Origin of the sequence: Pediococcus inopinatus (genome assembly GCF_002982135.1) — a bacterium.
Taxonomy (GTDB): Bacteria; Bacillota; Bacilli; order Lactobacillales; family Lactobacillaceae; genus Pediococcus; species Pediococcus inopinatus.
In genome coordinates, this window is record NZ_CP019981.1 from 629,357 (window position 1) to 644,873 (window position 15,517).

The window sequence follows — 15,517 nt, forward strand, 5'->3', positions numbered from 1 at the left end:
ACTCGTCTCTTACAATGTTTATTTGTAAGAGACTTTTTTATGGAGAATTTTGAAAAAGTGTTTAGCTTTATACTATTTCACATAGAAGTGTAAGAATGGTTCTGGAATAGCTGATTAGTAGACAAAATAGGAGGAAACACCATGGATTATAAAAAACAGATTGCACAAAGCATTGTTACTGCTCTTGAGGGGCAAGTTGAAGAACAAGTAGTTTATGAAAAAGTCGAAGTTCCTAAGACAAGTAAAATGGGTGATTTTGCTTTTCCAACGTTTATGTTAGCAAAAACTATGCATAAAGCCCCACAAATGATTGCGACGGATTTAGTTGATAAAATTAATCAAAATGATTACGAAAAAGTTGAAGCTGCAGGCCCTTATGTGAACTTTTTCATGGATAAAAGTGCCTTCAGTTCTGAAATTTTACAAACTGTTTTGACTGAAGAGGATCATTTTGGGGATGCTACAGTTGGTGATAATGGCAAGGTCCCAATTGATATGTCATCACCAAACATTGCTAAACCAATTTCAATGGGGCATTTACGCTCAACGGTTATCGGAAATGCGTTGGCAAACTTGTTGGCTAAAACTGGCTATCAACCAGTTAAAATCAATCATTTAGGCGATTGGGGAACGCAATTTGGTAAGCTAATTGAAGGCTACAAGCTTTGGGGTAGTGAAGAAGAGGTTAAGGCGGATCCAATTAATAAATTATTGGAATACTACGTGCGTTTCCATAAAGAAGACCAGGAACATCCTGAACTTGATGACGAGGCTCGTAAGTGGTTTAAGAAGCTTGAAGAGGGTGATGAGGAAGCCACAAAACTTTGGGAGTGGTTCCGTTCTGTATCTCTGGACTCCTTTAAACAAATTTATGATAAATTAGGAATTACATTTGATTCGTTCAAGGGTGAAGCTTTCTATAATGATAAGATGGACGAGGTTGTTCAAATTTTGGAAGATAAAAACCTTCTAAAAGAAAGCCAAGGTGCTGAAATTGTTGATTTAGACAAGTACAATTTAAATCCAGCATTGATCAAGAAAACTGATGGGGCAACGCTTTATATCACACGTGATTTGGCAGCTGCCATTTATCGTAAACGAACTTATGATTTTTCACAGTCTTTATATGTGGTTGGAGCGGAGCAGATTAACCATTTCAAACAATTAAAGGCCGTCCTGAAGGAAATGGGTTTTGACTGGTCGGATGATATTCATCATGTCCCATTTGGTTTAATTACCTTAAACGGAAAGAAACTATCAACTCGTTCAGGTCGGGTGGTTCTTTTGGATAAGGTTTTGGATGACGCAATTGATTTGGCCAAAAAACAGATTCAAGATAAAAATCCTGATTTGGCTAATGCAGATAAAGTTGCTCACGAAGTTGGTGTGGGAGCCGTAATTTTCCACGATCTTAAAAATGAACGAATGAATTCTTTTGATTTTGACTTGAATGAGGTTGTACGTTTTGAAGGTGAAACAGGACCTTACGTTCAGTACACAAGGGCGCGTGCAGAAAGTATCTTACGGAAAGCAGAACATCAAGTAACTACGGATGGTTTGAAGCTGGCAGATCCGAATGCCTGGGAAACTTTGAAACAGTTACAGAACTATCCTGATACAATTTTGCGTGCGGTTAAAGAGTATGAACCATCAATCATCGCAAAATATGCACTTCATTTATCAAAATCATTTAATCAATACTATGCAAATTCAAAAGTATTGGTAAAAGATGAGCAACTAAATGCACGTTTGGCACTTGTTAAGAGTGTCAGTGTTGTTTTAGAAAATGCCCTCAGCTTGTTAGGTGTACAGTCCCCAGAAGAAATGTAAGCAAAAAACACTAACGAAATTCGTTAGTGTTTTTTTGATTTAAGCATTTAAGAAAGGTACGATCTCTTTGTTGGATTTCAAGCAATTTTAAGCCAACTTTAATTATTAACTTTAGTGATTAGCGAAGCCATTAAAACTTGTGTCTTTCATTCGGTGTTAATTGTGGTAAACTATATGAGTTATATTAACATTAAAATCAGTATAGGATACTATTACCTTATCATGGCAGTTTGCTTTGATTTGTAATAATAATTGGGAGTCGAAAATTTCTAAGTAGTTCATGCAATAATTGACGTATTTGTTATTAAGTAGGGGTCGATAAAAAAGTTCTTAAAGATTATAATAGCGTTATCAATTAATTGTTTTTTCTGTTTGAAAAGTTAAGAACAATGAGGTTTCACAAAATATGACGCAGTTTTGATCTTTTAGTAAAAGATAAATAGGGGATAGGAAAAATGAAAATTGAGGATTATTGTTTTTTCCGGCAAACATGTTATGACATTCGTTACGACATGGTAGAAGGATATGAATTATTAATGCGCGAGCGGGTGGACGGGCAATGGCAAGTACCAAAAAGTTTTCGTTTGATGACGCCAGAATTCTTTGCCACAATTGTCACCGACGCCATGCTACATTTACCTTCTAAATCGCAAATAATGGTTAATTTAGACCATGATCAGTTTGTCGATCAGGGAATGTTGGATGCCTTAATTGATGTTCATAGAAAACTGCCAGATTACAGTTTGACGTTAGAATTAACAGAGCGTGATAACACCAAAACCATTATGGATGTAGAATTACTAAAGTCTGCGATGTATGCGACAAGCAAAGGATTACTGCTTAGTTTTGATGATGTTGGATCTGGTGTTAATCAGTTTGAGATTTTGAAGCCGTTATTTCCTTATGTGGCAGAACTAAAGTTTGCGCTTCAAAACTTTGAGCCAGAAATAAATGTAGCTTATAACAAACTTGCCTTTTGGAGCCAAACAGCAAATTATTTAGATAAAAAGTTTGTGTTAGAAGGAATGGAAACTAGGGAAGATGTGATTATTGCGCAACAGTTGGACATCAAATATGGTCAAGGGTTTTATTATGATCGCCCACAAAAGTTTTATTAATTAATTAGAAAGAGCCATTTGAGGGCTCTTTTTTTGTTGGGGGAGAACTTCATTCTTTTAAAATATATATAGGAATTACTGTGTGGGATACAAATAAGCAGCTTATTACGCTATAATAGTAATTGCACGTCTTTAAAGTTAAGGGGCGTAATTTAACTGTCAGGAAGAAAAACAACTGTGACTAAGTTGTTCGGACTATTTGAAGCGAGTTACCAAGATGAAAACTCGTAATTTGATTTTTACTGTAAATTTAATTTTAATTTTAAGTTGATGGATTAGGTTAGAAGACAAATACGAAGGTGGTAAAAAATGGAAAATAAAAAATATCGTTTATTACGTCAAGCTTGCTATGATCTTGAATATGGCATGGTGGATGGCTATGAATTATTACTCCGCGAATTGGTGAATGATGAATGGCAAGTGCCAACCAATTTTAGTTTATTAAGTCCAGATTTTTTCGCAGAACTTGTAAGTGAAGCAATGGAACACTTGCCTTCCAAATCTCGAATTATGGTTAATTTAGATCATGAACAATTTGTGGATCGAAAGATGCTGGATGCACTAATTAAAGTTCATAACCAGATGCCAGATTACACACTAACGATAGAATTAACTGAACGGGCTAACACAAAAATGATTATGGATGTGGAGTTACTCAGATCTGCAATGTATGCAACAAGCAATGGTTTGAAGCTTAGCCTTGATGATGTTGGGACAGGTGTTAATCAGTTTGAAATGTTAAAGCCTATCTTGCCTTTTGTGAGTGAGCTAAAATTTGCTTTGCAAAATTTTAAAGCAGAATTAAAGCAAGCCTACAACAAACTCTACTTCTGGCAGCAACTAGCAAACTTTCAAGGAAAAAAGTTTGTGCTAGAAGGTATTGAAACAGAAGAGGATTTAGTAGTTGCACAACAACTAGCTGTGGGATATGGTCAAGGCTTCTATTACGATCGACCACAACAATTTTATTAAAGGTAATTTAGGGGGATTCGTTTTAAAACGAGTCTTTTTTATTTGTTAAAAATCTGGTCTTAAAAGTAGATTTCTAATTGAGAATTTTTGATGATATACTAATTAAGACTAGAAAAATTATAGTATTTTTTTGAATGGACTAGATATAAATGCGGCAAAAAATATAGGAAAGATATTCAAGATAATAGTATAAAAGAATATAAAAATTGAGAGAATGCTTTTTTAACGTTGAAATTACCCATGCAAAATGGGAAAGGTTACACATTTTGCATGGGTAAAAAGGACATCATGTAAATTGTAAGCTTGGTATAATATTTCTGTTGAGAATGTATTGAGCCGAAGTTCATCCGGGAGGGATAAATTATGGAAATTAAAGGTTTTGGGGTTGAAGAATGGCTAAACGAAAATGAAAAAGCGGCTCGGCTCGATATCTCACAAAGTACAATTAAGTCACTAACATTGGGGGAGTTACTAAAGTTTGATAGCCAGGACCCAACCGAACAAATCACAAAATATCTAGATACAAAATTAAATTACGGGTGGATTGAAGGATCCCCTGAATTTAAACAATTAGTTGCTGAACTTTATGCTAACGTTGATAGTCAAAATATTCTACAAACAAATGGTGCCACAGGTGGAAACTTCCTAGTACTATTTAGTTTGTTAAATCCAGGTGATCAGATTATTTCCTTATATCCAAGTTACCAGCAGCTTTACGATATTCCGAAGTCATTAGGTGTAAAGGTTGATAACTGGGATATTCAAGAAGATCTTGATTGGCAACCAGATATTGAACAATTGAAGCAACTTATTTCTCCGAAAACAAAAATGATTTGTTTGAATAATGCACAAAATCCCACGGGCAGCCTCCTCAAAGAGTCATTACTAAAGCAAGTTGTGACGTTGGCAAGAGAAGTGGGTGCATATGTATTGGCAGATGAGGTTTATCAGCCGGTAGATAAAGTTGATCAGTTTATGTCGGTGGCAGATCTTTATGAACGAGGAATTTCTGTGAATAGTCTGTCTAAGACTTATTCAGTACCTGGATTACGAATTGGTTGGGTAGCAACACAATCGTCGAAATTAGCCGATATCTTCCGAAAATATCGAGATTATACCATGATTTCTGGGGGAGTTGTTAATGACACATTAGCTTGTGTTGCTTTAAGAAACCGCCGAGAAATTCTTTTACGAAATGAGAAGATTGTGAAGCGTAATCATGAAATTCTACGTAAATGGGTTGATTCTCAGGAAAAAGTTGACATTATTATGCCTGAACAGGTTTCAACAGCCTGCATTAAGCTTAATATCGAGATGGATGATGAGACTTTTTGTCGGAATTTATTAGATGAAACCGGTGTTTTATTAGTTCCGGGGAATCGATTTGATATGCCGGGCCATGCTCGAGTTGGATATTGCACGGATACGGACACTCTGAAAAAAGGATTAGAAGAATTAGCTGGCTTTTTGAAAGCATGTCAATAATTTACGGATTTTGATAGTAAAACTACAGAGTAAAGTATCAATTCTACTACTTTGCTTTCATAATAATTTCTGGGATAATGGAAAACATTATAATTTGATAGTGAAAGAGGTTAATGATGACTGATCCCAGAAATAAAGGTAATTATGAAAGGTATCTATCACAGACTCATGAGTGTAAAGTGCTTAGTAAACCAGAGCTTGCCGAAGTGTTAAAAAATATGCAATTTAAACAAGTGCAGAAAGGTCAACACCTGATTGATCAGTATGATGTGCGTAATTATACTTTCTTTTTAAAGAAGGGATTCTTCAAAACGGAGTCAGTTAATAGCTACTGCGGTTCCTCTTTTATGTCGTTTCTTTGTCCTGAAATGGTGTTTCCATTAAGAGGAATGGATACGGACCGTTCTTATTATTACACGGCTACTGCGCTAACGGATGCGGAAGTAGTATACATTCCAAGAAGTCTATTTGATAAACTTAGATATTCAAATCACCAATTTTCATTAAAAATAACGAAGCAAATGGATGATGTAATAGCAGAAACCGAGACCTTTCTTCAACGAACTTCTAATTCCTCTGCAAAAGGAAAAATTGAGCAAGCTTTGCGGTCGATAAATGAGCAATTTGGTTCAGATGATAATTTAAAGGATGGTCGCCAAATTCCATTTCCAATTACAATTAAAGAACTTTCGCACTTTTGTGGAGTTAATCGCAAAACAACCAGTTTAGTTATCAGAGAGCTGGTAAGGGCTGAAAAAATTAGTTATACCGACAAGTATTTATTTTTTCTGGATTTTACGTTTGAAACTTAACGACTTGTTTTGCTATTTTGATGTTTGGTATACTTAGGATAGTTAACACGGAAGTGAAGTGTAAGAATGAAGAAAAGTGAACGGCAAAAGATTATAGCAGATCTTATTTCTAATCAATTAGTAGCCAAACAAGATGATCTTATGGACTTGCTGAAGACCCGTGGCGTTGTTGCTACCCAAGCTACGATTTCACGTGATATGCGTGAAATGCATATTGTTAAGTCAGCGGATAGTCAAGGTGTTCAACGTTATATGATTTTTCAGTCTTCTACTGAAGATCCAACTAGCTTACTTTTTCGTACCTTTAAACAAACGGCATTGCAAATTGATCAAATTCAATTTGTAAATATTATAAAAACTGCGTCAAATGATGGTAATCGTTTGGCGGCCGTCTTTGATGATACAAAAATGCCGGAAGTGGTTGGTACCTTAGCGGGATTTGATACAATTGTAGTTTTTAGCCCTAATCAAGAATTAGCTGCTCAGTTGAATCAACGATTATCAAAATATTTACCTGATGAAGGAAAATAAATTTAATGGAGCAAGGACTGATAACTCAGTTTTTGCTCTATTTTAATTGATTTTCTGAGGTAAGTTTTTAAAGGTGTTTTAAGGCTTGTGCCGGATGTAAAGTCTGTGATGGTAAGTGTGATACAATACAGCTATCATTAATAAAAACGGAGATTCTTATGCAAACAAATAAATTTTTCTCTTCGCTAAAGTCGGGATTAAAACAAATTGGACATTTTTTAGCTCCTTATTGGCGTCGATTACACGCATTTTTAAAACGATATTGGAAAAGGTTTCAATTGACGCGCTGGTTAATTGTTGCGTTTTTGACTTTTTTTCTTATTATGAGTGGCTATTTAACTTATCAGGCTAAGACGGCTGATGTAGGTAATCTTAAAAATGCGTTGGAAAAAACAACTGTTGTTTATGATTCAAAAAATAACAAAGCAGGGTCCTTATATTCTCAAAAAGGAACGTGGGTTGGCCTGAGCAAGATATCAGTGAATGTTCAAAATGCCGTAATTTCTACGGAGGATCGTAATTTTTACAAAGAATATGGATTTTCTGTAAAGGGAATTGGACGAGCCGCGTTACTATATGCTGTAAACAAAGTGATGCATCGCAATTATATTAGTGGTGGAGGAAGTACGCTGACCCAACAACTTGTTAAAAATGCGCTCTTGTCACAACAACAGACTTTTACACGAAAGGCCAAGGAACTTTTCCTCTCAATTGAGGTAGAAAATTTATATACTAAATCAGAAATTCTGGAAATGTATTTAAATAATGCGTACTTTGGTAATGGCGTTTGGGGGATTCAGGATGCTGCAAAGCGTTACTTTGGTGTTTCTGCAAGTGAGTTAACAGTTCCTCAAGGAGCAGTTTTGGCAGGAATTTTAAAATCCCCAAGTGCGTACAATCCGGATGATCATCCAGCAGCCTCTAAGCAACGTCGGAACGTTGTCCTAGAATTAATGGGTGAAAATAATAAATTGTCCGATTCTCAGGTAAAAGCCTACCAAAACACAAAACTTACGACCTATAACGGTTATACGAATACGAGTGATTACAAATATCCTTATTATTTTGATGCAGTTATCAGCGAGGCAATCAGTCGTTATGGATTAACGGAATCTGACATCATGAATCATGGATATAAAATTTATACTTACTTGAATCAATCTGATCAAACGAGTATGCAAACCCAGTTTAAGAATTCAAGTTATTTTCCGAATAACGCCTCTGATGGAACCAAGGTTCAAGCTGCTTCAATTGCTATTAATCCGAAAACGGGTGGGGTTGCAGCTGTTGTTGGTGGACGTGGTAAGCATGTTTTCCGAGGCTTTAATCGGGCCACACAGATTAAACGGCAACCTGGATCAACTTTAAAACCAATTGTTGCTTATGCGCCGGCTTTGAGTAGCGGTTATTCTTATGATTCTACTTTGCAGGATAAATTAAAATCGTATGGAACAAATAAATATCGTCCTGCAAATTATAATGAGCAATATGATGGCACCATTCCTATGTACAAAGCACTAGCTGAAAGTCGTAACGCACCAGCTGTTTGGTTGTTAAACAAAATTGGCGTTTCAAAAGGCTATGATTCTGCTAAGAATTTTGGCTTGAATTTGAACAAAAGCGATAAAAATTTAGCACTTGCATTAGGCGGATTGACGACGGGAATTTCACCTTATCAATTGGCTAGCGCGTATACGGCTTTTGCTAACAATGGTGAATTAGCCCAAACTGGATTCATCCGAAAGATTGTGGACTCCTCAGGTAAAACAATTGTGAACAATAAAACTCAGAAAAAACGGGTTATCTCTAAGAAAGTAGCTAAAGAAATGACCAGTATGATGATTGGAGTGTATAGTGACTCTTACGGGACTGGGGTAAGTGCCAAGCCCGCAAATTACACAATTGCTGGAAAGACTGGAAGTACAGAGGTTGACGGAGCTTCAAGTAGTGATGCAACTGGCGATGAATGGATGGTTGGTTATACGCCTGACATGGTAGTTGCTACTTGGGAAGGTTTCGATGATACGACCAAAACTAATCATTTGGAAAATCTAAGTGGTGTAGGGTTGGGCTCACTATTTAAGTCTGAAATGGAAAGTATTTTGCCGAATACTGCTGGTACTGAATTTGGCACTAGCAATGCTTCTAGTTTGGCAGCTGCCGAAAATTCTGGATCAGGTTCATCCAATTTATGGGATTCTATCAAAAATGGCACTTCTAGTGCAGAAAAGAACTTTTCTAAGGGTACAGATTCAGTTAAGGAAAAAGCCAACGAGTGGTTAGACAAGGCAAAAAGCTTTATTGGGCAATAAACTTGGCTAAATGCAAGGATCAAACGAGGCTGGGTATGATACAATAGCAATATAAAAGTAAAACATCTAGGAGGAAGACAATGGCTGTTAATATTTATGATACCGCGAACCAGATGGAAGAAGAGCTCCGGGAAACAACTGAATATAAGAGTTTAGTTGCAGCATATGCAGAGATGAAAAAAGATCAGAAAGCATATGACCTTTTCAAGGATTTTCAAGAGGTGCAAGTAAATTTACAGCAGAAGCAAATGAATGGTGAAGAGCTAAGTGACGACGAGATGGCTCATGCACGTGAAATTGCTTCTCAAGTTGGCGACGTTGATGTGATTAAGAATTTGATGGATAAGGAACGTGGATTAAATCAACTTTTGAATGATATTAATCAAATTATTACCAAACCAGTTCAAAATTTATACCACGATTAAAAATTGAAAATTTAAAAAAAGCGTATTTTAAATACGAACAGGGTTAGTGCAAATTAATGATTTGTTCTTACCCTTTTTTTATGAAGTGAGGAAGTATTTTTATGAAATTTATTCATGCAGCGGATATCCATTTAGACAGTCCGTTTCGAGGATTACGTAAAGCACCAGATCAAATTTGGGAGAAAATCCATAATTCTACCTATGCAGCGTTTATAAATATGGTTAACACAGCAATTGAAGAAAACGTAGATTTTGTTTTAATTGTGGGTGACCTTTATGACCGGGTTCAACATAGTATTCAGGCTGATTTGTTTATGAATGAGCAGTTGGAGCGCTTGAATCAAAAACAGATTCCGGTTTATTTAAGTTATGGAAATCACGATTATTTAAATGAAAACACAGAAATTATTCATTATCCAGATAACGTTTATGTATTTTCTGCTCAACCTGAAGTACAACAGTTGACCTTACATGACGGTACAACGGTTACGATTGTAGGCTTCAGTTATGATAAACAGGCTGTTCAGGAAGATATGGTGGCTAAATTTCCGGACAGAAATCAATCTGATTTTGAAATTGGAACGGTTCATGGAAGTATGGATAGTTTGAATGCACCAGAGGCAAATTATGCCCCATTTTCTAAGAGTGAATTATTAGGCCTACATTATGATTATTGGGCACTAGGGCATATTCACAAACGGCAAATTCTAAATGAAGAGCCGGCAATAATTTATTCAGGAAATTTACAAGGTAGACATAAAAATGAGGCAGGTAAAAAAGGTTTTTATTTGGTCACAAGTGAAGGGCATGAATTAAAGCCTAAATTTGTGCAGGCTTCGGTCGTTAATTGGCAGCCGATGAAGGTTCAAGCGGATTCGGAAGAGACTTTTGACCAGTTAGTCGCAAAAATCCTGGATCAAATTGTGGACTTAAAGGACGAAAAACCAAATTTTATCAATGTTAAAATTGAAAACATTCAAGAATTGACGAGCTCGGTGTTGTCGCGAATTGAAGACGATAGTTTATTAGAAGTTGTTCAACAAGCCCTATTGAGTAAAAGCATGCATTGGGTTTATGAAATCACACCGGTGCCGACACAAAAAACATTTAAACTGAATGCAATTGACGATGAATTTTGGAAAGAAAGTCAGAAAAAAGTTTTTACTGGTGAAAACATTAACCAGCTTGCTGGAAGTTTATTGAATCAACCATTCATTGCAGAAGCGCTACAACATGATATGCCAATCGATCAACTCCAAGATTGGGCAGAGACTTTGTTGCTTAAAAATGGTGGGCGTGAGGAGCAAAATGATGAAAATACTGAAGATTAATGTATACGGATTTGGTAAATGGCAGGATCAGAAGTTTGATCTTGCTCAAAATCTCACTTTTTTTTCTGGCCCGAATGAGGCTGGAAAATCAACCTTACGTCAATTTATCTTAAGTGTTTTATTCGGGTTTCGAACAAAACGTGGTGCAGATCGTTATTTACGATATGAACCTAAAGATGGATCTAAGTACGGTGGAGAGCTGTTAGTTGAACACAACGGCGCACACTATTTGCTTACGCGAGTCAAGGGGAAAAGTGGTGGCAAACTTACCATTACAAATGTTGAAACTCAAGAAATCCTTTCAAATGATATTTTAGCTACGTTATTGGGCTCAGTGGATGAAACCTTGTTTAACGAAATGTTTAGTTTTAGCCAAACAGAGCTTGCTGAAATTCGACAGTTGGAACGCGACGAATTTCGTAAACGTGTTTTAAAAATTGGTGCAGTGGGCAGTGATCAGTGGATTAGCTTGCAAAGTAATTTCGAGAAAAATGCTGATAAGATATATGCCCCCAAAGGACGCGTTCGTCCACTGAATAAGCTGATCAAAGAACATCAAAAACTAAGTCAGACCGTGCAGGAAGCAGGACAAGAGCTTGGTGTGTATAAGCAAGAAACAAATACAGCTAATCAAACCCAAGAAAAGCTTACCCAATTAAAAAGCCGGATTAAGCATAGTCAAGACAAGTTAGAACGAATTAAACGGGATTTAAATGGCTGGGCAATTTATCAACAATTACGAGATTTAACTCAATTAAGTGCCACTGAGTCTTCGATTTTACCTAAAGATAAGATTCAAGAGCTAGAAAAGTTGAATCAAAGCTTAAAAGAAACCAAGCAAACAATTGAAGAGCAGAACGAAAAAATTAGTCAGTTTACAGAGAAATTACAGTCAAATCCGCGAGTGGCCTTTTTTGACGAGCATGAAGAAAATTTAAAATCCATAAACGAAGAGTTACCTAACATTCAAAATTTGTTAAATAAAGTTAAACAAACAAAACAACAAATTGTTGAAATGGAGCAAGAACAAGCCCAAATTAGGGCGCAATTAAATACTGTTGAGTCAATACCAGATCCTTTTACAGAAGAGGAAATGGATCAAGTTCGGACTAATTTAGCCCAAAAATCAAGTTTTGAAAAGCAAAAACAATCTATCCAAGATCAAATTGTAGATATACAAAGTCAATTATTAAAAGAGACTAATTCAAGACAACCAGTTAGGCAAGCGACTCAAAATCAGGGTACCAAGAGTGGTCTTGTTATCCTTGGAGTTGTGCTAATCCTGGTTCCCTGGCTGTTTAATCTGGGGATGGGGCTTAAAATTGGGTTATTAGTATTGGGCTTAGTCAGCATTGGCGCGCGTTTTATTGGCCGAAGAAAACCGATTAACCAAACTGATACTAATTCTGAATCTGAAGATTTACAGACTCGATTAACTGATTTAAATGGACAGTTGGAAGAAATTTCACAGCAACAACAAATGGTAACGCAAAGGCTTATCGAAATTGGAAGTAAGAAAGGTCTTGCTAATTCAGATCCACAAACGTGGCCGACTTTACAAAATTCCTTAAGTCGGTTCGAATTACTGACACAAAAGCAAAAAGTAAGTGAGCAACAAGTAGGACAGACACAAAAAGAAATTGATGATTTCTTGAAAAAGGGCAAAGTTCTATCTGATTGGGTCGTGTTAACCGGTGAAGCAAGTGAGCAAATTGAAAATTTAGTTAATTATTTTCAAAAAATGAATCAAGCTCAACAGGATATGCTTAAAACGCGTCAAGATTTAATTTATTATCAAAATCGACTTGAAAAAGTAGTCAAACAAAGAGAAAAAATTGAAAATGAAATAAATCTGAATTTACAAAGCCTTGGATTAAGTAATTGGGAAAATTTCCAGATTGCTAAAGAAAAGCAAAACGAGCAGGAAATTAACCACGAAAAAATTACGAAGCTAAAACAGCAAGTAAACGCCACAACATTAGCAGAATTAGCTAAATTTAAAAATCAAGCAGAAATTCAAGCTGAATTAGATGCACAGGCAGAGAACTTACAGCAACTTCGTAAAGAGCAAGAAAATTTAATCGAACAAAAAACGGTTCTGAACACGAAACTGCAACAGCTTGCTGATGATGACACGTATTCTGATTTACAACAGCAATTGGCTAATCAAGAAGCAGAGATAACGGCAGAAACGCGAAATTGGTTAACGAATAAGTTGGCAGCTCAATGGATTGATGAGACATTATCAGTTGCTAGTCAAGGACGGTTACCAAAGATTATCACCTTTGCTGAACAATATTTTTCCTTGTTGACAAATAAACGTTACAATAAGATTAGGTTTAACGAAGAAACCATCGTTGTTTTTGATGCACAGAATCAAAGCTTTGATGTAGGCGAGCTATCACAAGGAACGGCCGAACAGCTTTATGTAGCCATCCGGTTGGCATTTGTTGAAGTCATGACAGATTTAGTGGACCTACCAATTATTATTGATGATGGCTTTGTTAATTTTGATGCAACACGAAAGCAGAATGTTTTTGAGTTACTAGATAAAATTAGTCAAAAACATCAAGTTATATATTTCACAACAGAAACAAAAATGACTGCTACAACGCAAAATAGTAAAATGATTCGGCTTGAATAAGGAAATGCGTTTACAGGTTTGCATTTAGTTGGGATCCACATTGAGATTGAGAAGGGATATTGAAAATGGATAATAAGAAGCTTTTTGATTATGAAGTTGATGAAACTTTAAATATATTTGTTTTGATTAAAAGTGCTGAGGTTCGAGTTGCAAAAAATGGAAAAGATTTTCTATCAATGGTATTTGAAGATCGTTCTGGTGATATTGGTGGAAAGTTTTGGGATGCAAGTCCGCAAGATATTAAAAATTTTGTGGCTGGAAAAGTTATTTTTTTGAACGGAAAACGCGAAAATTATAAGGGTACACCACAGATTAAGATTTTGGGCATTCGGTTGGCAACGGAAACGGAGCCTAATAATCCCAATTTGTATACCAAAAAAGCGCCAATGAATGAAGCGGATATGAAAGAGGAAGTAAGTAAGCTGCTCTTTGATATTACTAATCCCAACTGGAATAGGGTTGTCAGATTTTTGCTCCAAAAATATGATCAACAGTTTTATACTTATCCAGCCGCAAAAACTAATCATCATGCTTTCCAAGGTGGATTGGCTTATCACACGATCTCAATTCTAAGGTTAGCTAAACAAGTTAGTAATCAATATCCTCAGATCAATCGATCGTTGTTGTATGCGGGAGCTATTTTGCATGATTTGGGTAAAACGATTGAGTTATCTGGGCCAGTTTCCACAACTTATACGGTGGAAGGAAATTTGTTAGGACATATTGTGATCATGGATGGCGAAATCGTGAAAGCATGCCAAGAACTCAAGATTAGTGACAGTAGTGAGGATATTTTATTGTTACGTCACATGATTGTTTCCCATCATGGCTTAAAGGAATATGGGTCACCAATCGAGCCACTGCTCCTTGAGGCAGTTGTTTTACATGCGTTAGACGATTTGGATGCTTCTATCCAGATGGTGACTGGAGCATTAGGTCATACAAAGGGTGGAACATTTTCTGAACGGTTATTTGCCATGGATGGCCGTAATTTCTATAAACCTCTAGATCATAAAACTGAATAAATTTGGCAAAATAAAAAGTGCCGCCTAACTTCAAGAACTTGAAGTAGGTGGCACTTTTTGTTACTTATTTATTTTGATGATGATGATGAACTTGAAAGGTAGTCAGATAAAACATCTTTTAAGTCACTATCTTTAATTGAAACATTACCATCCTTAAGGACTTTCGTAACAACGGCTTTTAACTTGCTGCTGCTACTCATATCAGCTGTCCAAACACGTTGTTTAAGGGCTGCAGTATGATCACTCATCTTACCCTTAGAAGGCTTGTTGATCATCTTAATTACTTGATAACCATAAGTCGTCTTAACAGGGGTTGTTGTGTATTTACCTTCGTCAAGTTTAAATGCTGCCTTTGTGAAGTTTGAGTCTAAGGTTGTGTTTGTATCGTCAAATGCTGCAAGTTTCCCACCTTTGTTCTTAGTTGAACTATCAGTAGAGTACTTTTTAGCAAGAGATGTGAAACTTTCGCCATCTTTCAACTTCTTGATAACAGTTTCAGCAGTTGATTTCTTAGTAACTAAGATTTGCGCAACTGTAACCTTAGGTTGGTAAGTCTTCCACTGTTTCTTTAAGTCTGCATTTGTCACAGTTGCTTTATCTTTAACAGCTTGTTCCAAGAGAAGGTTAGAACGGATCTCTTCTTTGAAACTTGAAGTTGTCATACCGTTTTGGGTCAAAACACTCTTAAATTGACTACCATATTGGGTCTTATAAGCATTGTACTGCTTCGTAACTTTCTTCGTAGAAACCTTTTTCCCGTAATCTTTCTCGAGAACTTTGTTTAAGATCATTTGTTGAAGTACTTGTTTACCACTAGAAGTCGATTTCAGACTGCTGTAGTATGTACTTTCGGTGATCTTACCACCCTTTGTTGTTGCGACGGTCTTGTTACCACAGGCAGCTAAACTTACTGCCATAAAAACGCTGGCTAATGCAATTAACCATTTCTTCATCTATAAACACATCCTATTCTTAATTGTTTGAAAAACTTCAATACCCATCATACCATACAAAACGGTTGATTTATAAGTC

12 protein-coding genes are annotated in these 15,517 nt (G+C 36.2%); 11 read left to right on the forward strand and 1 reads right to left on the reverse strand.

What is annotated here, in order from left to right; all coding sequences use genetic code 11:
• Positions 1-141: 141 nt before the first annotated feature.
• From argS to PI20285_RS03315, 11 genes are all read left to right on the forward strand, one after another.
• Positions 142-1,830, forward strand: a complete 1,689-nt coding sequence (argS, locus tag PI20285_RS03265) for an arginine--tRNA ligase (protein WP_057775071.1) — start codon at positions 142-144, stop codon at positions 1,828-1,830.
• A 455-nt stretch (positions 1,831-2,285) separates the two neighbouring features.
• Positions 2,286-2,948 (forward strand): EAL domain-containing protein, encoded by a 663-nt coding sequence (locus PI20285_RS03270; RefSeq protein ID WP_105782182.1) that lies wholly within the window; start codon positions 2,286-2,288, stop codon positions 2,946-2,948.
• Between the two features lie 309 nt (positions 2,949-3,257).
• The gene (locus PI20285_RS03275; RefSeq protein WP_236698815.1) at positions 3,258-3,920 is read left to right on the forward strand and encodes an EAL domain-containing protein; all 663 of its coding nucleotides are present in this window, start codon (positions 3,258-3,260) and stop codon (positions 3,918-3,920) included.
• A 363-nt stretch (positions 3,921-4,283) separates the two neighbouring features.
• A complete protein-coding gene (locus tag PI20285_RS03280; protein ID WP_057772428.1) occupies positions 4,284-5,405 on the forward strand; it encodes an aminotransferase in 1,122 nt (373 codons plus the stop codon).
• Positions 5,406-5,518: 113 nt separating this feature from the next.
• A complete protein-coding gene (locus PI20285_RS03285; protein ID WP_082623226.1) occupies positions 5,519-6,217 on the forward strand; it encodes a Crp/Fnr family transcriptional regulator in 699 nt (232 codons plus the stop codon).
• Positions 6,218-6,283: 66 nt separating this feature from the next.
• On the forward strand, positions 6,284-6,748 hold the full coding sequence (locus PI20285_RS03290; RefSeq protein WP_057772432.1) for an arginine repressor: 465 nt from the start codon (positions 6,284-6,286) through the stop codon (positions 6,746-6,748).
• Positions 6,749-6,906: 158 nt separating this feature from the next.
• Positions 6,907-9,060: a PBP1A family penicillin-binding protein gene (locus PI20285_RS03295; protein WP_057772434.1), complete on the forward strand. Its 2,154-nt coding sequence runs from the start codon at positions 6,907-6,909 to the stop codon at positions 9,058-9,060.
• An 80-nt stretch (positions 9,061-9,140) separates the two neighbouring features.
• Positions 9,141-9,485 carry a YlbF/YmcA family competence regulator gene (locus tag PI20285_RS03300; RefSeq protein ID WP_057772436.1) on the forward strand — a complete coding sequence of 115 codons (345 nt, stop codon included), beginning with the start codon at positions 9,141-9,143 and terminating at the stop codon, positions 9,483-9,485.
• Positions 9,486-9,586: 101 nt separating this feature from the next.
• Positions 9,587-10,816, forward strand: a complete 1,230-nt coding sequence (locus PI20285_RS03305) for a metallophosphoesterase family protein (RefSeq protein WP_057772438.1) — start codon at positions 9,587-9,589, stop codon at positions 10,814-10,816.
• Positions 10,794-13,460 carry an ATP-binding protein gene (locus PI20285_RS03310; RefSeq protein ID WP_158694969.1) on the forward strand — a complete coding sequence of 889 codons (2,667 nt, stop codon included), beginning with the start codon at positions 10,794-10,796 and terminating at the stop codon, positions 13,458-13,460. The genes PI20285_RS03305 and PI20285_RS03310 overlap by 23 nt, the downstream gene beginning before the upstream one ends.
• A 401-nt stretch (positions 13,461-13,861) precedes the next feature.
• Positions 13,862-14,485 (forward strand): HD domain-containing protein, encoded by a 624-nt coding sequence (locus PI20285_RS03315; RefSeq protein WP_406827448.1) that lies wholly within the window; start codon positions 13,862-13,864, stop codon positions 14,483-14,485.
• Between the two features lie 68 nt (positions 14,486-14,553).
• Here the strand turns inward: PI20285_RS03315 and PI20285_RS03320 are convergent, their stop codons facing one another.
• The gene (locus tag PI20285_RS03320; protein ID WP_057772444.1) at positions 14,554-15,438 is read right to left on the reverse strand and encodes a peptidylprolyl isomerase PrsA; all 885 of its coding nucleotides are present in this window, start codon (positions 15,436-15,438) and stop codon (positions 14,554-14,556) included.
• Positions 15,439-15,517: the final 79 nt, after the last annotated feature.

Excerpts from the sequence above, each read along its gene's own strand:
- argS (WP_057775071.1), top strand. The coding sequence starts at position 142 with ATGGATTATAAAAAACAGATTGCACAAAGCATTGTTACTGCTCTTGAG.
- PI20285_RS03270 (WP_105782182.1), top strand. The coding sequence starts at position 2,286 with ATGAAAATTGAGGATTATTGTTTTTTCCGGCAAACATGTTATGACATT.
- PI20285_RS03275 (WP_236698815.1), top strand. The coding sequence starts at position 3,258 with ATGGAAAATAAAAAATATCGTTTATTACGTCAAGCTTGCTATGATCTT.
- PI20285_RS03280 (WP_057772428.1), top strand. The coding sequence starts at position 4,284 with ATGGAAATTAAAGGTTTTGGGGTTGAAGAATGGCTAAACGAAAATGAA.
- PI20285_RS03285 (WP_082623226.1), top strand. The coding sequence starts at position 5,519 with ATGATGACTGATCCCAGAAATAAAGGTAATTATGAAAGGTATCTATCA.
- PI20285_RS03290 (WP_057772432.1), top strand. The coding sequence starts at position 6,284 with ATGAAGAAAAGTGAACGGCAAAAGATTATAGCAGATCTTATTTCTAAT.
- PI20285_RS03295 (WP_057772434.1), top strand. The coding sequence starts at position 6,907 with ATGCAAACAAATAAATTTTTCTCTTCGCTAAAGTCGGGATTAAAACAA.
- PI20285_RS03300 (WP_057772436.1), top strand. The coding sequence starts at position 9,141 with ATGGCTGTTAATATTTATGATACCGCGAACCAGATGGAAGAAGAGCTC.
- PI20285_RS03305 (WP_057772438.1), top strand. The coding sequence starts at position 9,587 with ATGAAATTTATTCATGCAGCGGATATCCATTTAGACAGTCCGTTTCGA.
- PI20285_RS03310 (WP_158694969.1), top strand. The coding sequence starts at position 10,794 with ATGATGAAAATACTGAAGATTAATGTATACGGATTTGGTAAATGGCAG.
- PI20285_RS03315 (WP_406827448.1), top strand. The coding sequence starts at position 13,862 with ATGAAAGAGGAAGTAAGTAAGCTGCTCTTTGATATTACTAATCCCAAC.
- PI20285_RS03320 (WP_057772444.1), bottom strand. The coding sequence starts at position 15,438 with ATGAAGAAATGGTTAATTGCATTAGCCAGCGTTTTTATGGCAGTAAGT.